Source organism: Campylobacter sp. RKI_CA19_01122, from assembly GCF_025771325.1.
Lineage (GTDB): Bacteria > Campylobacterota > Campylobacteria > Campylobacterales > Campylobacteraceae > Campylobacter_D > Campylobacter_D lari_D.
This window is the reverse complement of sequence record NZ_JAKMPZ010000008.1, coordinates 65,203-85,753: the sequence shown is the minus strand read 5'-3', so window position 1 is coordinate 85,753 and position 20,551 is coordinate 65,203. Positions and strand designations below refer to the sequence as shown.

Below are 20,551 nucleotides of genomic sequence, written 5' to 3'. Positions count from 1 at the left end.
ACTCAAAAATGAAAAAAATTATCTTAGGTTTAGCAGTTATTGCTTCATTATCTAGTCTTGTTTCAGCTTCAAATCATAGTTATCATAGCAAGAAAAATTTTAATAATTCACAACAAGAATATATAGAAGGTAGAAGTATAACTTGTGCAACTTTTCATAATTGCCAAACAATACATCAACCTATTTATCAAGATGCTTTTTGCAAATGGACAGGATATTGTTAATGTTTGTTAATACTTGTCACGGCTTGGTAGATACCAAAGTAGAATATCGAGATAAACCTGCATTAGAAGAGGCGATTGCTAAACAGCAAGAAGATACAAAAAAAGTAGAAGCTGAAGCTAAAAAAGAAGAACAAAGTAATTCTACAAATACAGATAAAGCAGACAATAAAAAAGATCAGCTTTTAGATATATCTGTTTAATCTTAATATTAAGCGGCAGACTTTGTCCGCTTTCCGTGCTACGCACTCAGACAGCCCCCGCACCCATTTTAGCACAAAACATATGGCACCTATAAGGTGTATTTTATTTAGAGAAGAAAAGGTGCTTCTTTTGAAAACCTTATCTTGCTTCTTCTCTTCTTCATCACGGTGATTGCTATTTAATGGCATTAAAAGCCGTATTTTTAAAAGTGTTTAAAAAAGATTTTCTAAATCATTCATTGGTGTAGTTTCTTTGATATTTACAACCGCACTCCATTTATAGTTTTTTACTTAAAAATTTTATCCTATAAGTTTGATATATTTTTCATAGCATTATTTATGATTTCATTTTTTAACGCAATTGTTTGTTTAAAATAACTAAGTGATGAAAATCTTTATTATGTTGGATTTGTATAAAATTGGATTTTAAAATTAATACTATATATTTATCTCATTGTCATGTTTATCTATAATTATTTTAAAATAATTGATAATTTTTTCAGGATTTTTATTCCATTTCTTCAAATGTTTAAAAATCAAAACTGCTATATTTATTTTAAGCTTCATTGTAGTTGGTTTTAACAAGACCAAATCAGTGATTTACATATAAATATGGCTTAGTTATATCAATCAAGTGATGAAGAAGATCATATTTTTAAAAAAAAGAAAGAATTTTACTTGTAGTTCATACTATATAGAAGGCAGTACGGCATACATTATTTCAACATCAAACTTAATCAATATTTTTTAAAGATTATTGCAGTGGTTAGATATTTATTATCTTTAATACTCAAGAAGAGTATATAATAAATATTATTTCATGTTATCAACTTAGAAAACAAGAGTATAATTTATTCTTATATCATTTAATGACTCATAAAAAAAAGAGAGAGTAATCATTAAATAAATCTTGATTATTATTACAATAGCATAATAATTGCTAATATACCTTAGAATAATTATACAAAATATTTTAAAATTAATTTCTTATACTTATTTTATATTGCTTCAATGTGAAGATTAAAAACATCAAGATAAAATATTATCACACAAGTTCGAACACATTTGGCACTTTCTTAGTTAATAAAACTACTATCTTTTATTTACCAATCAAGAAATATTTGATTAATAAAACTAACTAAGGAATATTTATCCAAACAGATTATTTATTTAGATGTATAAAAGGATTTGCTAAATTAAGAGAATATAGTTATATTTTTGAAATAAAACATAAAATAATAGAACAAAGAATAAAAATTATATCTTTCATAAGCATCATGGTTTAAAAGCTACTTTAAAAGCTTTTAATATAGATAAAAAGACACTTTTTAGAAAACAAGAAATTTATCACAAAAATAATGATAATTTAAATACCCTAAATACAAAATACACTAAAGTAAAAAATATAAGAAGTTCTTTTGATTTGGAAATTACTTTAAATATTAAAATACTTAGGCATATTTATATAAATTTAGATAAAGAAAGATTGTATTATTTTTTAAAGCCTACCTCCTAGTGTTTCCACCATAGGAAGAATCATCTCTAAAGATAAAATGAGAATAACACTTACAAGAATTAATTATCTAGGCCAAAATAAAAGCTACAAGAGAGAGTTAAAAATAGATAACTAAAAAATCTTAAAACAACTCCTATGAATACTTGGGCAATAGATACTATAAAATATGTCGATAATAAAATAAAAATATATACTTACTATGATAGATTTAGTTACAAGAATTGATTATACTGTAGCTTTATCTCCTAAAAAGACAAGATATACTAGCATATCTTAAAAGTTTTGTTATTATCTTAAAAACTAATAATACTCATAAAAGAATTTAGCATACTCACAGATAATGGCTGTGAATTTAAAAAACTATGAATGTTTTATTAAAGAACTTAACACTACTCATTATTATACTTATCTAAAGAATCTTAGAATGAATATTCATAATGAAATATTTAATAAAACCTTAAAAAAAGCATTTGCTAATCATTATAAAGATTTATTATTTATAGATCTTAAAGAATTTAATCAAGAAATGATTAAGTAGTTAGCAGCTTATAATACTATCTTGTTGTATCCGGCTTTAAAATATAAAGCCCCTCCCATTTGCTCTTCATCAATTAAGAAATATTTTTCTTTGTTAGACTTTAAATCAATATTGTTTTTTTCTTGCACTCTAAAAATTTTAATACATTACCTATTTAGCAAAAAATATCATTTTTTTACATTTTTACAATAAAATACAAAGCATGTGCAATATTAATTAATAAATCATACGCCTATTAAACTCGCCATTTATTCTTGTTAAATATATTTTATCTATTTTATTCTTTGTATTGTATTTTTAAAATTTCAATAATTTTAGAAATTTTAAATTAATTTGATTTCAATATTGCTAAAAAACATCTGTTGAAATAGATTATAAATTATTTTTATATAATGGTTGCGAAGGGGAGATTTGAACTCCCGACCTTCGGGTTATGAGCCCGACGAGCTAACCACTGCTCTACTTCGCGGCATCATATGAAGTGGATGGGGTAAAGGGATTCGAACCCCTGAATGACAGGACCAAAACCTGTTGCCTTACCGCTTGGCGATACCCCAATAGAAATTTTTTATTTAAATTAAAAGTGATATTATATATTATTTTTTATACAATGTCAAGAAAAATGCTATAATATTTTTAAAATATTTTCAAGGAATGATTTTATGGGATATATAAGTATAGAACAAGCTATAAAAGAACTTCAAGATGGTAAGATGTTGGTAATGGTGGATGCAGAAGATAGGGAAAATGAAGGGGATTTGATTTTCCCTGCACAATTTAGCTCACAAGAAAAAGTAAATTTTACCATCACTCACGCAAGAGGTGTAGTATGCGTAGCGTTAAGTGAGAACTTAGCTAAAAAATTTGAACTACCTTTAATGGTACCTAAAAACACATCAAATCACGAAACAGCTTTTACCATCACTGTCGATGCAAAAAATGCAACAACAGGAGTAAGTGCTTACGAAAGAGATATGACTATACAAATTTTTGCTGATGATAATGCAAAGGCGAGTGATTTTGTGCGTCCTGGACATATTAATCCTTTGATAGCAAAAAAAGGTGGAGTTTTAGAAAGAACGGGCCATACAGAAGGAACAGTGGATTTATGTCGTTTGGCAGGATTAAAAGAAGCATGCGTAATATGTGAAATTGTTAAAGATAATGGAGATATGGCCAGAAGAAGCGATTTGCTTGAGTTTTGCAAAAAACACGATATTAATATGATTACTATTTCAGATTTAATCGAGTATCGTTTAAAAAATGAAAGTTTGATTTCTTTAATTAAAGAAGAAGAAAGTATTTTAGCAGGTTTTAAAGCTAAAAAAATGACTTTTAAAGATCACAATGAAAATGAACACATAGCTTTTAGCTTTGGCACTTTGAAAGAATGCGAGAATGTTAAATTTTATCTTAGTGGAAGCGACTTTGAGCTTCTAACTTCTAATAAATTTAATGAATTATTAAAACAGATTGAATTTTTAAGTCAAAAAGGTGGTGTAATCATTTTCATGAAAAATGAAAAACAAGAAAATATACAATTTAAAAATTATGGCATAGGAGCGCAAATTTTAAGGTATTTAAAAATTTCAAAAATCAAACTTCTAAGTCAAAATACCGATAAAGAATTTATAGGCTTAAAAGGCTTTGGGCTTGATATTACAAGCAGTGATTTTAAAGCTTAAATTCTAAAAACTTAAACTTATCGCCAAAGTTAAACATCAAATTTTTACTTTGGTTGATAAAGTTTTTATAAATTTGGAGGTTAATATTTTTAACTTGCTCGATAATTTCTTCTAAGCCAAAATCAATTAAGGCTTGATTTTGATTTTTATATTCTAACACCTCAAAGCCCTCTTCTTTTAAAACTTGTAAAAAATGATCAAAATTTACATTATATGTAATATCGCTTTTAGCAAAAAAATCTTTTAAGTTTTCTTCAAAAAGATTATACACTTGGTGATTTTTATACATTCTAATACTAATTTTTTCTTCTTTTTTTGCATAATCAAAACATGCAAAAGTTAGTTTTTCACAGGTTTGTTTTAATTTGGATAAAAAGGGTTTATAAGAAATACAAAGCTCGCTATTAGTGATAGAATATTTTTCACATTCTTTTAAAAGATCCTCATTCATAGATTTAAAAACAATGTTTAAATCATCATCAACATATGCCATTGTTCTATCTTTTATAAGCTCACACGCAAAACAATCAAATAATTCATTAGCGTAAAAAAAGGCGTTTTTAAAATGACATTCTTCCAAAGAATTATAAATTTTTACATCCAAATCATACTCATCAAAAAGTTTTTTTTGAACACGTTTTAATTTTTCATGTGGCTCTATGATAAAACACTCAATCTGCTCTAAAATATCGGCCCTAAGAGTGTATAGAGCTTGTATAAAATCAAGCATTAAATGCCCTTCATTTGCCCCTATTTCTACAACTTCAACCGGTAAAATTAGCTTTTTATCATCTATAAGTTTTAAAAAATGATTAGCTAAGAGTGTTCCAAACAGATTTCCCACGCTAACTGCGGTATAAAAATCTCCATTTTTACCAACACTCACAGCTTGGGAGTAATATTTATCAATCCAATTTTGAAAAAACTCGCTAAAAACTATCATTATAAAGCATTAAATTTGGCTATAAAATCAAGTGGATCAACTTGCACACCATTAACTAAAATTCCAAAATGCAAATGCGGTCCTGTAACCCTACCGCTAGCTCCACTCAAACCTATAAGCTCACCTTTTTTTACCTTTTGTCCTACTTTTACATTAAGTTTTGATAGATGATAATACTGAGAATAAATCCCATATCCATGATCAATTACCACTGAATTTCCTGCATAATAACGATTTGAAGCAATCCTTACAATACCATCATTGCTAGCATAAATTTTTGTCCCACTTGCTGCTCTAAAATCAGTTCCGCTATGATAACTTTTAAGAGTATCATTAAACAATCTTGCTTTTCCAAAAGCACTTGTAATTTTACTTTCTAAAGGGTATGTAAAATTGCCTTCAAATAAAGCCATATTAGTATAAGTATTATAAACCTTAATAGCTTCTTGATATTCTTTGCTAATGCGATCAAGTGTTTCTTTAGGTGGATTAACCTTAGAAGCACTAACTTTTAAAAATTCTTTTTTATAGTTTCCTTCGCTAAATTTTATGTTAATTTCTTCTTTGGAATTATCTTTAAATTCAGCTATTAATTTTCTATCTTTAGGATTTTTATAAGGTATGGCTATACTAACAATGGCTTTATTTTTATACTCAAAAAAAGGAAGTTTTTTAGAATTTGAGCTAATTTGTAAAAAATTATTTTTATCAAATTCTAAAAAAACTACTTGCCCTTTTACAAGCTCAATCTCTCTAGCTTCTAATGCAAATACCAAAAAACAAAGTAAAAAAAGAATTTTTCTCATATACTAAGCTCTTTAATATCAGCTATTTTTAAAAACTCACGATAAATTGCACATACTAAAGCTTGACGATTGTTTTTAATATTTTCATCTTTGTCATTAATCATTACTTTATCAAAAAAAGCATCAATTTGTGGTTTTAGTGCAAAAAGGCTTTCTAAAAGCTCTTGGGTATTATTTTCTTTTGTTTTACACTGCATAAAAGCTTGGTATAAATCTTTTTCCTCTTGAATGTTAAACAAATTTTCATTAATTTGAACTTCACTTAATATTGCAATATTTGCCAAGCGCTTAAAAGTAGCAAAATTTTGACTAAAATCTGCCTTATTTGCACTTTGTATTAAAGCTTTAATACAAGAATCAATATAAATAACATCATAAGTTTTAGAGCTAAGCACAGCTTTAACAAAAGAAGCATTAACCTCATAAAAAGTATATAAACGCTCTAAGATAAAGTCTAATAAAATTTTCAAATCAAAGCTTTTATACTCACTAGCTATTGTTTCTAAAAATATCTTAAGATCAAAATTTTTATTTAAAGCTAGAATAATTTTTAAAACACCATTTGCTGCTCTTCTTAAAGCATAAGGATCTTTTGTACCACTTGGGATTTTCCCCACTGAAAAAAGCCCCACGAGTGTATCAAATTTATAAGCCAAAGCTACAATAGAACTAAATTCATTACTTGGCATAGCTGAATTATCGCCATTTGGAAGGTATTGTTCTTTAATCGCCAAAGCAAGCTCATCGCTCATACCCATAGCCTTAGCATAATAAGATCCCATAATGCCTTGAAGATCAGTAAATTCATACACCATTTGAGTACTTAGATCAGCTTTTGAGTATTCTATAGCTTTTAAAATTTCATCTTTTTGAGTATTAGCAAAAACTTCACAAAGCTTAGTAGCAATTTTTTGTTCTCTAATAATTTTATCTTTTAAGGTTCCAAGTCCTTCAAGATAAACCATTTGGCTTATTTTATCATTATTTAAGCCTTGTGCTAAGTCATTTTTCCAAAAAAACATCGCATCACTTAATCTTGCTCTTAAAACTCTTTCATTGCCATTAATGATTTTAGAATAATCCTCACAAACCGCATTAGAAACTACAATAAAATGATTGCTTAAAGTATTGTTTTTAAATACTGCAAAATAGCGTTGATTTTCTCTCATAGAAGTAATTATCACTTCGCTTGGGATTTCTAAATACTCTTTTTCAAAATGCCCTAATAATGCCTTTGGATACTCTGTGATAGCTACAACTTCAGCTAAAAGCTCATCATCTTCTGCAATAGTAATATCATTTTCTTTTTCAAGTGTCTTTAACTGTTCAATGATAAGCTTTTTTCTTTGTTCTTGATCTAAAATAATATAATTTTGCTCTAAAGTTTTAAAATACTCATCAATATTCGCAAAAGCTATCAAATCATAACTAACACTTCTATGCACAAAAGTACTTTTTGCACTTTTAACGCCATAGCTTTCAAACTCAATCAATTCATCATTTAAAATACAACAAAGCGAGCGAATAGCTCTGATAAATTCAAATCTACCATCACCCCATCTCATAGTTTTACCAAAACTCAAGCTTTTTAAAAAAGCCTCGATCATTTGAGCTAAAACCACCTTGCTTTGCAAGCCTTGTACTTGTTTTTGACAATACAATACTTCTTTACCCTTAATTTCTTTAAATTCAAGCTCTTCTTCTTTTAAACCACTTTTTTCTAAAAAGCTAAATCCTGCTTGAGTAAGCTTTCCATCTTTATAAGCTATCGCCTTAGGTGCGCCTATAAATTCCACAAAAGAATCATCTTGTTTTTCTTTAAAATTTTCATGGATAAAAACCAATCTTCTAGGAGTATAGAAAAATTTAAATTCAGATTCTAAATGATACTCTTGTAAAATCTTTTCCCATTTTTTAGTAATATTTGGAAGTTCTTTTAATAAAGGAATAGCAGGAAGTTCTTCTGTGCCTATTTCTATTAACAATTTCATTTTACACTCTTTTTTAAAAATTTTTTAGTGTATTTTACCTATTTTTTTTAAAATCTTTCTTTGTTTTTAATTTTTCTTCTCTTTGTTTGGCTTTTTCTTGCATTTGGCGGTTAAAGCCAAACACAAGAAAAACCATAAAAGCTATAAACAAAGCAATAATAATATAATCTATCATTAGTCCCAACACTCTGCGTTTTTAATACCAAGCTTTGAAGCGCTAAACACTGGATCTCTACCTTGTCTTTTTTGCTCGCTAAAATCTTTTAATACCTTTTTCACTATACCACCAAGCAATAAAATAGAAATAATATTAATCGTAGCCATAAACGCCATAGTGGTATCAGCTAAATCCCACGCAAATTTTAAATCCATATTTGCACCAATAAAAATCATAAGCACAGCACTTGCTTTAAAAAGATTAATAATAATAGGATTTTGAGTAAGGTATTTAATATTTGCTTGAGCATAATAGTAATTTCCTATCAAAGAAGTAATAGCAAATAAAACTATACTAACAGTAGTAAAATGTACACCTAGATTTCCATAATATTCTTTCATGGATTCTTGTACTAAAGGTAGTGCTGTTAAAATAGGCTTACCGTCTACACCAATATTATTAGCATAAGCAAGTGAAAATAATACCAAAAATCCTGAACTTGTACAAATAATCACATCAATTAATACAGAAAATGCTTGAATAACCCCTTGTTTTGCAGGGTGAGTTGTAAGAGCAGAAGCTGCTGCATTTGGTGCTGAACCCATACCTGCTTCATTAGAAAATAATCCTCTTTTTATACCTATAACCAAAGCAGAACCTGCAAATCCACCAAAAATAGCTTCAAAATCAAAAGCACTTTTAAAAATCATAGAAAACACTTCAGGAATTTTATCAAAATTCATAAACATCGCTATAATAGATAAACCAACATAAATCATCGCCATAATAGGAACGATAACCGAACTTACTTTACCTATTTTAGTATGATCACCAAAAAACATATAAGCAGCAAAAATAGCCAAAATAGCCCCTATTACAATAGGCCACCAACTTTGCGAAAAACTTACTTCACTAGCATCAACCATACCTTTATAATAAAACTCAAATGCTGAAGTCATAGTTTGACTTTGAAGTCCATTAAATCCATAAGCATAAGTAATGATTAAAATCACCGCAAAAACAGCTCCAAGCCATTTTAAATTTAAAGCTTTACTAATATAATAAGCAGGGCCACCTTTAAAACTTTTTCCATCACGACTTTTATAAACTTGTGCTAAAGTGCTTTCTGCAAAAGCTGAAGCACCACCAAAAAATGCCATAGCCCACATCCAAAACAAAGCGCCAGGCCCGCCCAAAACAACCGCTACTGCAATACCTGCAATATTTCCTATACCAACTCTTGAAGCTGTTGAAATCATCAAAGCCTGAAAAGGAGTAATATGGTGTTTTTCATGTTTTTCTTGCTTTTCTGTCAAAATGTCAAACACATAAGGAAGCATTCGAAATTGCACAAAACCCGTCAAATAACTATAATAAAACCCTACAATAATAAGCAAAATAACCAAAATGGAATAATACTGATTATTTACAAAGCCAACAAATTGGGATATTAAATCCATATTTATCTCCTTTTTATAATTTAATCGAGTGTAAATTTATCATAAAAAAATGAATTTGCTACAAAAAAATATAATTTTATATTAATTTTATTTTATTTTTTACAGCTATGTGAAAATTTAACTCACGATATTTACCAAAAAACACATAAAAATGCTTTTAAGTAAAAAGAAAACTTAATTTTTATACACTTAGTTTTTTTAAAATTTTATAAGGTGTTTAAATTGAAACAAAATACGATGAAAATTTTTGTATTTTTTGCCATTATTGTTTTTTGGGCTTATTTTTCATTTCCTATTGAAATTTTACAAGTTAAAGATCAAAATGGCTTAGCTACAGGAGAATATGCTTATACTATAGAAGCCAAAGCTTATGTTCATAGTTATTTCACAACACTTGGCTTAACAGTGGGTGGAATTTTAATAGGAATAGCACTTGGTTTTTTCCTAGCATTTTTAAGATTTTTAGAAATCCAAAGTTTAAATTTTATTATAGATGAATACATCGATATCATACGCGGAACCCCTCTGCTTTTACAGCTTTTGATTTTCTCAGTAGTGATTTTTGCTACTTGGAGTGATAATTTTTATGTAGCTATTATTGCACTTGGACTTAATAGTTCTGCTTATGTAGCTGAAATCGTAAGAAGTGGAATTCAAAGTGTAGACAAAGGACAAATGGAAGCATCAAGAGCAATGGGGCTTAATTATTCTGCTTCTATGAGACTAATCATCTTTCCGCAAGCGATTAAAAATATCTTACCTTCTTTAATGAATGAATTTATTTCTTTATTTAAAGAAACTTCAATAGTGGGCTATATTAGCGTTATGGATATTACCATGCAAAGTAAAAGCCTACAAGCAATTTATTACAACCCTAAACCTATTATTTTTACAGGGCTTGTATATTATGTAAGCGTTAAAATTTTAACACTGATTGCAAAATTTATAGAAATGAGATTAAATAAACATGATTAAAATAGAAAATTTGATTAAAAAATATGGAGATTTAGAAGTTTTAAAAGATATTAGCATTGAAGTACATAAAGGTGATATTATTGCTATTATAGGGCCTAGCGGAGGTGGAAAAAGTACTTTTTTACGCTGTTTAAATAAACTTGAAACACCAAATAGTGGTAATATTTATATCAATAACATTAATATACTTGATAAAAAAACAGATATCAATAAAATTCGACAAAAAGTTAGCATGGTGTTTCAACATTTTAATCTTTTTAATAATAAAAATGTTTTGGAAAATTTATGCCTAGTACCAGTACAAACAAAAATCATGGGTAAAGATGAAGCAGTAAAAAAAGCACGAGAATTACTCAAAAAAGTTGGCCTAAGTGATAAAGAAAATTATTTTCCTCATAAGCTTTCAGGTGGACAAAAACAGCGTATTGCCATAGCAAGATCATTAATGATGAATCCTGATGTGATTTTATTTGATGAGCCAACTTCAGCTTTAGATCCTGAAATGATAGGTGAAGTTTTAAATATCATGAAAGAAGTAGCTAAAGAAGGTCTAACCATGCTTGTAGTTACACATGAAATGGGATTTGCAAGAAATGTAGCTAATCGAATTTTCTTTATGGATAAAGGCATTATAGCAGTAGATGAATGTCCTAAAATAGCTTTTGAAAACCCAAAAAATGAAAGATTGAAAGAATTTTTAAATCAAGTTTTAAATCATTAAAATTTTTCAAAAGAGGCAAAATTTTGCCTCAAAGCTTCATAACTCACTATGCCTACACTTGTAGCTAAATTTAAACTTCTACCACAATCTTTCATCGGTATAGTAATGGCATTTTCCCATTTTTTTTGCATTAAATCCATAGGTAAACCAAAACTTTCACTTCCAAAAAATAAAAAATCACCTTTTTGATAATTTACATCAAAATAAGCTTGAGTAGTTTTAGTTGTCGCAAAGAAAAATCTATCTTGAAATTTTTCATACTCTTTTAAAAAATCTTCTAAATTATCCCATAAAAAAGGATTTAATTTTTTCCAATAATCAAGCCCTGCTCTTTTAACTGCCTTTTCATCAATACTAAAAAGTGGATTGATAATATGTAAAGCAAAACCTGCATTAAAACACATTCTGCCTATACTTCCTGTATTTTGTGGTATGCGAGGCTCAACTAAGACTATATGAAACATCTTTTTCCTTGAAATGGTGTCCCCAGCAAGGTTTGAACTTGCGGCCTCAGAATTAGGAATTCTGCGCTCTATCCAGCTGAGCTATGAGGACAAATATTTTTATTATTTTAAGAAAAAATTTATTTTATAGAGCTTAAATTTTAAGCTCTATAAAAAAACATTTTGGATTTTCATCAAAACCTAAAACTCCATTATGCGCATCAATAATTTGTTTTGATAAAGAAAGACCTAAACCATTACCTTTTAATTTAGTTGTTTTAAAAGCCTCAAAAACCATTTTTTTATCTTTGATACTTACACCATTATCATAAACTTTAATAAAAACCCTATCTTCTTTTTGTTCGCACTTAACCTTTATATAACCATCATCATTTTCGCTTTCTTCAATAGCATCTATGGCATTATAAAGTAAATTTTGCAAAACTAAAGCAAGTAAAGATTTATCTGCATTGATTTTTAAATCTAAAAATTCAAATTTAAAATCGATGTTAGCTAGATAATTATAAGCTCCAATAGCTTGCTCACACTCATCTTGCAACTCTTTTAAATTAAATTCATTTAAATTAACATGTACTCCTTTTGTAAAAAGTAAAGTAGAATTTACAATACGCTCTACTCTTGAAATTGCTTTTTGGATTTCTAAAACTATATGCTTATTTTTTAACTCACTTCTTTCAAACAAAGTAGAGCTTAATAAAGAAATAGAACCTATGGGATTGCGTATTTCATGCGCTAGGTGTGCTGCAACTGTTCCCATACTAGCTAACCTTTCATTTCTTTTTTCATCACTAATATCTGTTGCATTTACTATAAGTTTATCAGTATGAGAGGTGATTTTGATTAGATAAAATTTATGATCAAACTCAAGCTCATAATGTGTTTTATCAAGATCAATGCATTCTAAAAGCTTTGGCTTTTGTGTAGCTAGGTTGTTTTGCAAAATAATATTTTTATTTGCGTCTAAAATCCACAAAGCCATAGGCAAAACCTCTATAATCTCACTTACCATTTGTCTTAATGCAGTGTAGTTTTCATTAAGTTGCTTATATTCATTTTCTATAACATAGGTTTGCTCTATTAAGGCTTTTAATCCTTGTTGTAAGTTTTCTTTTTCACTAGAATCTAAACTTTTTAAAATATTCTCATCCACACTTAATCCTTAATTAAAAATTGAAAATCTTCTAAAGTATATAAAAGCAAATTATGCTCCTTATTTAGAATAAGCTCTTTACTAAAGCCACTCTTTGAAAAAAGCACATATAAATTAGGTTGAATTTGCAACTGTTTTGCTTTACTTTTTAAAATATTTAAAACATTTTTACATATTTTTCTTTCTTTAAATTTAACTTCACCTAAAACACAAAAATTGTTTTCATGATAATACAAGTCTATTTCATGATAATAATTCCAAAAGCTATACACTTGATCCACTTTAAGTTTTTTTGCTAAAAATTCTTTACATAAAAGTTCAAAAGTAAAACTTTGGTATTTTTCCAAATTTTCTTGGATAAGTTCTATTAATTCATTGTATTTTTTCATCGCGATTAAATTAAGTTTAGGATATATAAAATAAAAGAAAAATCTTAATCCTTGATTTTTAAAAACAACCTTATCTTGTATATTATAAGAGCGTAATTCTTTTTTAACTTTCTGTCTTTTGTTTTTTATGATTGGCTTTTCTTGACTTTTTTCTAAAATCAAAATATTTTTCTCTAAAAGTTTATTAATAAGTCCTAGAGCCTGAAAATGCGGAATAGATTTATTAATAGAATAGCATTTTCTATCGTTTTTACTTAAAACACTCAAAGCTTTTAAAGCATTCTCATCTAAATTTAAAGAAGCTAAAATATCAAAGGCTTTCAAAATAAAAACATTTAAGATATTTTCATATAAACTTAATTTCAAATCAAATTCAAACTCATCAAAAATACTATAAAAATCAAAAATACTTTCAAGCTCCAAAGTTTCACAGCGTTTTGAAAAATCACCAAATTTTATAATCACATCCTTAAAATAAATATTTTGTATGTTATAATTTTAACAAAAAATTAGAGGATTTTTTTTGGATATTGAAAAACTAAAACAAGATATTATTTTAAAAAAAGGAATATATTATTTTGATTTTACAGCTAGCGCTTTAGCACTAAAAAGCATAGAAAAAGAAATTAAAAAAATTCTTACTACCTATGCAAATACACATTCAGATAGCTCTTTAAATTCTTTTATCACACAACAGCATTATGAAAACGCAAGAATAAATTTAAAAAAATACCTTGAATTAGATGATAGTTTTGCTCTTATAGCTTGTGGGAGTGGATCTTCAGCAGCTATAAAAAAATTTCAAGAACTTTTAGGTCTATATATACCACCACTTATTAAAGAAAAATATTTTAAAAATACAGACAAAAATACCTTACCTTTGGTTGTAGTTGGACCCTATGAACACCATTCTAATGAACTTTCATTTAGAGAAGCTTTGTGTGAATGCGTTCGAGTACCCTTAGATAAAAATGGAGAATTAGATTTTAATTTTTTAGAAAAATTATTACAAAAATCCAAAAACAGACAAATCATAGCAAGCTTTAATGCAGCTTCTAATGTTACAGGAATTTTAAGTGATTATAAAAAAATTTACACTTTAGTCAAACAACACAACGGTATAGTTGCTTTTGATATTTCCACTTTAGCTCCTTATGCTAATTTAGATCCTAAATTTTATGATGCAGTGTTTATTAGCTCTCATAAACTACTTGGAGGTGTAGGATCTTGTGGCTTACTTGTTATCAAAAAAAATCTATGTGGCAATACCCCTAGCTTTGCAGCAGGTGGAACTGTGGGCTATGTTTCAAGAACATCTCAACAATATTTATGCGAAGTTGAAAATTTAGAAGAAGGTGGCACACCTGGAATTATTCAGCTTATTAGAGCAAGTTTGGCTTTTAAAATACGCAATGAAATAGGTTTAAAAAATATAGAAAAAAAAGAAAAAGAACTTTGTGAATATTTTTTCAAACAATGTACAAATTTTCCAAAAATGATCTTATATGCAAAAAATATCACTAATAGATTACCTATTTTTGCTTTTAATATAGAAGGAATTTCTCCTTTTGATTTAGCTTATAAACTAAGTAAAACTTATAAGATAGAAACAAGAGCAGGTTGTGCTTGTGCAGGACCTTATGGGCATGATTTACTCAATCTAAAAGACAATCAAGAATTAAAATCTAAACCAGGTTGGCTAAGAGTGGGTTTTCATTATACGCATACAAAAGAAGATATAGAATATTTTTTTAAAGCCTTGAATATAAGCATCAAGGCTTTAAGTTAATTATTGTAAATCGTATTTTTCTACGATTTTTTGGTAAGTACCATCAGCTTTAACTTTTTCTAAACCTGCATTAATTTTTTGAACAAGCTCATTTTGTTTTCCTTTATCAAAAGCTATACAAAACCCTGAACTTCCATCATTTTCTTCTAAAAATGCTTCTAGCTCTTCATTAGTTTTTAAATAACCTTTACCAATATCTTTATCCGTTAAAACCGCATCTACTTTGCCAGCTTTTAAAGCTAAAATCGCGGCTAACATTTCTTCACTTGCAACTACTTGAGCATTTGGAATAGTCTTAGCAGCACTTTCTTGAATAGTTCCAAGTTGAACACCTATTTTTTTACCTTCCAAACTTTGTTTATCGCTAATGCTAGAATCTGTTTTTAATTTTAAATATAAATTTTTAGTATTGAAATAAGTATCACTAAAATCCATACTTGCTAATCTTTGAGGAGTTGAACTCATAGCAGAAGCTATCATATCAATCTTTCCAGCTTTTAAGGCAGGAATTAAACCATCAAAACTCATATTTACCCATTCAAGTTTTAAATTTTCTCTTTTAGCAATTTCTTCCAATAAATCAACATCAAAGCCGGTAATTTTTGCATCTTTAATAAAATCAAAAGGAGGATAATTTGCAGCTATACCTACTTTATAAACTTTTTCACCAGAAACACTAGCTTGATTTTTATCGCTTGAACAAGCACCTAAAGCTAATATACCAAATAACGCTAAAACAACATATAATATTTTTTTCATTTTTTTCCTTTGTTAAAATTAAAATAAAATTGATAAATGATTATAATGTGTTTAAACGCCTGTATTTCTTCATATCCGCCTCCTTTATAATAAATGTGAGCATAATTATAGCAGAAAAAAGTTTTTTGTAAAGAGTTGTTATAGAATATTTTTTATTTAAGTTAATTTTTATATATTTTAATTAATGAGTTTAAATTTTTACCTTCTTGCTAATCATTAAAACATAACCTATTCCAAGACAAATAGACCACATAGAACTGCCGCCATAACTTAAAAGTGGCACAGCAACTCCTTTTAATGGAGTTAAAGAAATAATTCCAAAAGCATTCATAAAAAATGAAAATAATAAAAGTAAAGCTACACCTGAACAAAATAAAAAATGGACCTTATTTTCACAACGCCCTGCAATTCTAAAAATTCTAAGTATGACCATCAAATAAATCAAACATATAATGCTCAATCCTAACAATCCTATTTCCTCAGTAATCCCTGATAAAACAAAATCCGTATGCACCTCACTTAAAAATCCCAATTTGAAAGTTCCAAGACCCAACCCTTCTCCAAAAAATCCACCATGAGCTATAGCATTTAAACTATGTGAAATTTGATAAGGTTCTGAGTTATGGCTTACTCTTAAAGCACTTGCTAGCCAATCAGGAAAAAAAGGTAAAAACGCATCTTGGATATTTCCCCACCAAGCAGAAATACGCTGAATTCTTCTTTGATTACTTAAAATCACCAAAACCCCAATCATTCCAACAATAACCACGCCAAAAGCAAAAAGTCTTTTACTAGCTCCTGCAAAAAATGCTAAAGCAAAAACCAAGAAAAAAGAGATAACACTTTGGCCTAAATCATTTTGTGTCATATAAATATAACCAATAACAAAAGCAGCTAAAATAAAATAAGGAATTAAAATTAAAACTTCGTGTTTGATTGCTTTTTTGCTATCATCAATTCTTCTTGTATAAGACCAAGCAAGGAAATAAATCAAACCTATCTTAAAAAATTCAACAGGAGAAATAGATAAAGGACCAAGCCTGATCCACCTTTTAGCACCACCTGCTGCAGTAGCAAGAAAGGTCGGTAAAAAAGGCAAAATAAGTATAAATAAAAAAGAGATTAACAAAACACTTATCATTAAATAATGTGCCATTTTACTATCAGGATTTAATCTTGAAACAAAATAAATAATAGCTATACCACTAAGTCCAAAAAAAAGCTGTCTGATAAAAAAATGAAATTCATTATATTCTAAATAAAGCACAGTAAAAGCACTTAAAGAATATGAAAAAAGTATCCCTATAGTTATTAGAATGCAACTTAAAAAAAATAATTTTCTATCAGCAACCAAAATTTCTTCCTAGAATTTTATAAAAATTAATTTTAATAAATTGCAACTTAAAATGATGTTATTTGGAGATTATGTATTGTTTTTATATAAAGATTTTAAACTCTCATAAGCAAGCTGAATTTTTTCAAATTCCTCACGACAATAAGCTTGTTCGATTTTGCTTTTACCTTGATGGCGATCAGGATGATAAATTTTAACTAAATTAAGATAATTTTGTCTAATAGTAGCAAAATCATCACTAGAATTACATCCTAAAGTTTGGAAATAATTCTCAAAAAGTTTAGCCAAAGCATTAAATTTCCAATTAGTATTGGCTTTATTTTTCATTTTATTTCTAAATTCTAAAAGCTGAGTTTCATTGATTGTAAAATCCACACAATATTTTAAATGCTCATTTACGCTTGCTAAAATTTCTAAAAGATTTAAAGTATTATCATCTTTGTATTCTACTGAAAAAATACAATTTTTCTCATCATACATGCTTTTATGATCTTTAAAATATTGCTCTAAATATACAGCAAACATTTTTTCATTAGAACTTAAAGTTATTAAGATATTTTTTTGTGCAAAACCTATTTTAGCAAAGATTACAGGCTTTAAAGTATTTGCTTGAGCAAGATTTAATTTAAAGGTCTTATAATGCGCAAAAGCAAGATTATCGATTTGGTTTCCAGTATTTTTTTTATACTTATGATTAACAAGTTTTAAAAAATATCTTCTTTGAGGAATTTCATTTTCTACAAAAAAAGATAAGGTTTTGTTTTTATTTCCTATGACTTTAGAAAAATTTTTACGGATAAGATCTTGAAAATATTTAAACATTAAAAAATCATCAGTATTAACACTAACAGATTCTAAAGTTTGCACTACTTGCATAAAATCCTCTCTATAAACCTAACTCCACAAAAATGCCTGTTCATCTAAAGCACTAGTGTGTTTTAAAATTTCATTTGGACTATAATCGGCTTTATACGATAAAGATTGACACCCTTTTACAAAATATCCTAAATAAATATATTTTAATTTTTTTAATTGTGCAAGCTTGATTTCTGTTAAAAGCGAGTATTTTCCAAGACTTAGATGTGAAAAATCAGGATCATAAAAACAATATATACTAGAAATTCCATCTTCTAAAATATCAATCAAATCAACACAAACTAACTTATTATCTATATAAAAATCAAGTTCATATCCAAAAGTACCTGCATTATCTACATAAAGATTGTAATATTTTCTAAAATTTAAATCATAAATTTTCCAATTTCTTTTATCTTTTTGATAATGGTGGTATTTTTCATAAAGCAGTAAATGCTCATCACTTAAAGAAGGTTTTTGTAAGATTATTTTAGTAGCTATATTTTTTTTTAAAACCCTACGATAGCTTTTACTAAAATGGAAATTTTCTACCAAAATACGCAAATTTTGACATTCATTACAATCATTACATATTGGTCTTGAAAAATATGAACCAAAGCGACGCCAACCTCTTGAAACTAATTCTTGATTTTGCGCTTTGTTAATAAAAGATATATAATTATACTCATTTCTACAATATCTATTTTCAAGATAAGGACATTCTTCTTCTAAAGTACAAAAACCAATAATATTATTCATTAGATCTTTTTAATATCACTATTTTTTACAAATTCCATAAATTCATTAGCTAAACGCTCTTCTTTTAAAAACATATCTTCAAATTCTTGTTCTTGCTTTTTATCTTCATTTTGCTTAGCTAAGTCTTTTTGTATAGCATCTAAGTCAGTATTTTTCATACTAACTCCGCTTTTACTCGCTTTAACCTTTTCTTTTTTTGTTTGACCTTGTTCTTTTTGGAGTGCTTTTTTTATATCTTTTAATTCATCTAAAAAACTCATGATTGCCTACTTTCTTTTATCTTTTGTAAGGCTGCAGCTATAGCAGCAATTACTTCTTCTTTATTTTCTTGGTGTCTATCTTCTGTCTTTTCCAAAAGCTCTTCCATATGTGTTTCTATGAAAGAAGTATCAAAATACCCTCTTCTAAATTCTCTTATTTTGGTAATTGCAATCAAAAATGGAACAGTTGTTCTAATATCATCAATCACAAATTCTTTCAAAGCTCTCTCAAGTCTATTAACTGCACTATCATAACTTGAGCCCTTAACAATTAATTTTGCAAGTAAAGAATCATAATAAGGTGGCACAGTATAGTCTTTATATAAATGACTATCCACTCTCACAGATGGCCCTAAAGCTGGAAAATACTCTGTGATTTTACCTGGACTTGGAATGAAATTTTTCCACACATTTTCTGCTGTAATCCTAGCTTCTATCGCAAAACCTCTTGGTTTTATATCGCTTTGCTCAAGATCTAAAATTTCCCCATTTGCTATACGAATTTGTCTTGTAATAAGGTCAATCCCCGTGATTTCTTCAGTAATTGGGTGTTCTACTTGAATTCTTGTATTCATTTCCATAAAATAAAATCTATTATAATCATCAAGTAAAAACTCAACCGTCCCAACATTCGTATAGCCCACAGCTTTTGCAGCAGCTACTGCAGTAACTCCTATGGTTTTTCTTAGTTTTTCTGAAATACTTGGGCAAGGTGCTATTTCAATGATTTTTTGATGTCTTCTTTGTATTGAGCAATCTCTTTCACAAAGATGAATAATATTACCATAATTATCTGCTAAAATTTGAAATTCAATATGCCTTGGATTAATAACATATTTTTCCATAAAAACTTCATCATTTTTAAAAAAGCTTAGCGCTTCTCTTTTGCATGCTTCAAAAGATTTTTCTAAATCTTCTTCTTTATGTACTACGCGTATGCCTCTACCGCCACCACCGCCACTAGCTTTTAAAATTACAGGATAGCCTATTTTTAAAGCTTGGAATTTGATTTCTTCTAATGTGCAATGATTTAATTTTTCAGTACCTGGAACTACAGGGATTCCATTTTTTTTCATTAAATATCTTGCTATATTTTTATTACCCATTTTGCGGATAACATCTGATTTTGGACCTATAAAGATAATCCCTGCTTCTTCGCATTCTTTTGCAAATTCATAATTTTCACTTAAAAAACCATATCCAGGATGTATAGCATCAGCTCCACAAGCTTTAGCAATCTCAACTATTCTTTTACCATCTAAATACCCTCTTATGGCATCAGTTCCTATTCTATATGCTTCATCAGCAACTTTTACATGCAAACACTCATAATCAGGTTCAGTATAAACAGCAACACTTTGTATATGCAAATCTCTACAAGCACGGATCACCCTTACTGCAATCTCACCTCTATTGGCTATTAAAATCTTATGTATCATGACTTTGCCTTAAGCTAAAATATTAAAAAGAAGATTAGCATAAAAATATAAAAATTCTATAAAAATATTTATTTTTGCTAATTTTAAGAATTTTTTGATAAAATTACTCTTTATTTT

20 protein-coding genes and 3 tRNA genes are annotated in these 20,551 nt (G+C 28.0%); 6 read left to right on the top strand and 17 right to left on the bottom strand.

Annotated features, from left to right (window positions below; translation table 11 throughout):
• Window positions 1–8 precede the first annotated feature (8 nt).
• Window positions 9–224, top strand: a complete 216-nt coding sequence (locus tag L8U37_RS05860; protein ID WP_263665613.1) for a hypothetical protein — start codon at window positions 9–11, stop codon at window positions 222–224.
• A complete protein-coding gene (locus L8U37_RS05855; RefSeq protein ID WP_263665614.1) occupies window positions 224–424 on the top strand; it encodes a hypothetical protein in 201 nt (66 codons plus the stop codon). The genes L8U37_RS05860 and L8U37_RS05855 overlap by 1 nt, the downstream gene beginning before the upstream one ends.
• A 2,447-nt stretch (window positions 425–2,871) precedes the next feature.
• Here L8U37_RS05855 and L8U37_RS05850 read toward each other — a convergent pair.
• Window positions 2,872–2,947, bottom strand: a tRNA-Met gene (locus tag L8U37_RS05850).
• A gap of 13 nt (window positions 2,948–2,960) precedes the next feature.
• Window positions 2,961–3,035: transfer RNA gene (locus L8U37_RS05845), tRNA-Gln, on the bottom strand.
• A 105-nt stretch (window positions 3,036–3,140) separates the two neighbouring features.
• Between L8U37_RS05845 and L8U37_RS05840 the strand changes: the two genes are divergently transcribed.
• Window positions 3,141–4,163, top strand: coding sequence for a bifunctional 3,4-dihydroxy-2-butanone 4-phosphate synthase/GTP cyclohydrolase II (locus tag L8U37_RS05840; protein WP_133319265.1), 1,023 nt, complete (start codon window positions 3,141–3,143; stop codon window positions 4,161–4,163).
• Here the strand turns inward: L8U37_RS05840 and L8U37_RS05835 are convergent.
• Genes L8U37_RS05835 through L8U37_RS05815 form a run of 5 tightly spaced genes read right to left on the bottom strand, consistent with a single transcriptional unit; the run spans window position 4,153 to window position 9,520 of the window.
• The gene (locus L8U37_RS05835; protein WP_310794430.1) at window positions 4,153–5,103 is read right to left on the bottom strand and encodes an SAM-dependent methyltransferase; all 951 of its coding nucleotides are present in this window, start codon (window positions 5,101–5,103) and stop codon (window positions 4,153–4,155) included. The two genes, L8U37_RS05840 and L8U37_RS05835, sit on opposite strands and share 11 nt — an antisense overlap.
• A gap of 2 nt (window positions 5,104–5,105) precedes the next feature.
• Window positions 5,106–5,912, bottom strand: a complete 807-nt coding sequence (locus L8U37_RS05830) for a M23 family metallopeptidase (RefSeq protein WP_263728791.1) — start codon at window positions 5,910–5,912, stop codon at window positions 5,106–5,108.
• The gene (glyS, locus tag L8U37_RS05825) at window positions 5,909–7,903 is read right to left on the bottom strand and encodes a glycine--tRNA ligase subunit beta (RefSeq protein ID WP_263728789.1); all 1,995 of its coding nucleotides are present in this window, start codon (window positions 7,901–7,903) and stop codon (window positions 5,909–5,911) included. Before glyS ends, L8U37_RS05830 begins: the two co-directional genes overlap by 4 nt.
• Before the next feature lie 34 nt (window positions 7,904–7,937).
• Window positions 7,938–8,078: a hypothetical protein gene (locus L8U37_RS05820; protein ID WP_164717489.1), complete on the bottom strand. Its 141-nt coding sequence runs from the start codon at window positions 8,076–8,078 to the stop codon at window positions 7,938–7,940.
• Entirely contained in the window at window positions 8,078–9,520 is a 1,443-nt protein-coding gene (locus tag L8U37_RS05815) for an alanine/glycine:cation symporter family protein (RefSeq protein WP_220566768.1), read from the bottom strand. Before L8U37_RS05815 ends, L8U37_RS05820 begins: the two co-directional genes overlap by 1 nt.
• 222 nt (window positions 9,521–9,742) lie before the next feature.
• Here L8U37_RS05815 and L8U37_RS05810 point away from each other — a divergent pair, with 222 nt between their 5' ends.
• Both L8U37_RS05810 and L8U37_RS05805 read left to right on the top strand, forming a co-directional pair.
• Window positions 9,743–10,495 carry an amino acid ABC transporter permease gene (locus L8U37_RS05810; protein ID WP_263728788.1) on the top strand — a complete coding sequence of 251 codons (753 nt, stop codon included), beginning with the start codon at window positions 9,743–9,745 and terminating at the stop codon, window positions 10,493–10,495.
• On the top strand, window positions 10,488–11,216 hold the full coding sequence (locus tag L8U37_RS05805; protein ID WP_263728786.1) for an amino acid ABC transporter ATP-binding protein: 729 nt from the start codon (window positions 10,488–10,490) through the stop codon (window positions 11,214–11,216). Before L8U37_RS05810 ends, L8U37_RS05805 begins: the two co-directional genes overlap by 8 nt.
• On the opposite strand, the gene L8U37_RS05800 is transcribed toward L8U37_RS05805, so the two are convergent.
• The 4 genes from L8U37_RS05800 to L8U37_RS05785 all read right to left on the bottom strand — a co-directional run bounded on the left by L8U37_RS05800 (window position 11,213) and on the right by L8U37_RS05785 (window position 13,684).
• Window positions 11,213–11,680 (bottom strand): tRNA (cytidine(34)-2'-O)-methyltransferase, encoded by a 468-nt coding sequence (locus tag L8U37_RS05800; RefSeq protein ID WP_257928077.1) that lies wholly within the window; start codon window positions 11,678–11,680, stop codon window positions 11,213–11,215. The genes L8U37_RS05805 and L8U37_RS05800 overlap by 4 nt on opposite strands.
• A gap of 14 nt (window positions 11,681–11,694) precedes the next feature.
• Window positions 11,695–11,771, bottom strand: a tRNA-Arg gene (locus L8U37_RS05795).
• A gap of 42 nt (window positions 11,772–11,813) precedes the next feature.
• The gene (locus tag L8U37_RS05790) at window positions 11,814–12,830 is read right to left on the bottom strand and encodes a sensor histidine kinase (protein WP_263728785.1); all 1,017 of its coding nucleotides are present in this window, start codon (window positions 12,828–12,830) and stop codon (window positions 11,814–11,816) included.
• Between the two features lie 2 nt (window positions 12,831–12,832).
• On the bottom strand, window positions 12,833–13,684 hold the full coding sequence (locus L8U37_RS05785) for a DUF234 domain-containing protein (RefSeq protein WP_263728784.1): 852 nt from the start codon (window positions 13,682–13,684) through the stop codon (window positions 12,833–12,835).
• 58 nt (window positions 13,685–13,742) lie between these two features.
• Here L8U37_RS05785 and L8U37_RS05780 point away from each other — a divergent pair, with 58 nt between their 5' ends.
• Window positions 13,743–15,008: an aminotransferase class V-fold PLP-dependent enzyme gene (locus L8U37_RS05780; protein ID WP_263728783.1), complete on the top strand. Its 1,266-nt coding sequence runs from the start codon at window positions 13,743–13,745 to the stop codon at window positions 15,006–15,008.
• Here L8U37_RS05780 and L8U37_RS05775 read toward each other — a convergent pair whose 3' ends face one another.
• From L8U37_RS05775 to L8U37_RS05750, 6 genes are all read right to left on the bottom strand, one after another.
• The gene (locus L8U37_RS05775; protein ID WP_263728782.1) at window positions 15,009–15,767 is read right to left on the bottom strand and encodes a basic amino acid ABC transporter substrate-binding protein; all 759 of its coding nucleotides are present in this window, start codon (window positions 15,765–15,767) and stop codon (window positions 15,009–15,011) included.
• A 190-nt stretch (window positions 15,768–15,957) separates the two neighbouring features.
• The gene (ftsW, locus tag L8U37_RS05770) at window positions 15,958–17,121 is read right to left on the bottom strand and encodes a putative lipid II flippase FtsW (RefSeq protein ID WP_220566762.1); all 1,164 of its coding nucleotides are present in this window, start codon (window positions 17,119–17,121) and stop codon (window positions 15,958–15,960) included.
• Window positions 17,122–17,190: 69 nt separating this feature from the next.
• The gene (locus L8U37_RS05765; RefSeq protein WP_133319278.1) at window positions 17,191–17,997 is read right to left on the bottom strand and encodes an adenylosuccinate lyase; all 807 of its coding nucleotides are present in this window, start codon (window positions 17,995–17,997) and stop codon (window positions 17,191–17,193) included.
• An 18-nt stretch (window positions 17,998–18,015) separates the two neighbouring features.
• Window positions 18,016–18,735 carry an arginyltransferase gene (locus L8U37_RS05760; RefSeq protein ID WP_133319279.1) on the bottom strand — a complete coding sequence of 240 codons (720 nt, stop codon included), beginning with the start codon at window positions 18,733–18,735 and terminating at the stop codon, window positions 18,016–18,018.
• Window positions 18,735–18,995: a hypothetical protein gene (locus L8U37_RS05755; protein ID WP_012661304.1), complete on the bottom strand. Its 261-nt coding sequence runs from the start codon at window positions 18,993–18,995 to the stop codon at window positions 18,735–18,737. Before L8U37_RS05755 ends, L8U37_RS05760 begins: the two co-directional genes overlap by 1 nt.
• A complete protein-coding gene (locus L8U37_RS05750) occupies window positions 18,992–20,434 on the bottom strand; it encodes an acetyl-CoA carboxylase subunit A (protein WP_263728781.1) in 1,443 nt (480 codons plus the stop codon). The genes L8U37_RS05755 and L8U37_RS05750 overlap by 4 nt, the downstream gene beginning before the upstream one ends.
• Between the last annotated feature and the right edge of the window lie 117 nt (window positions 20,435–20,551).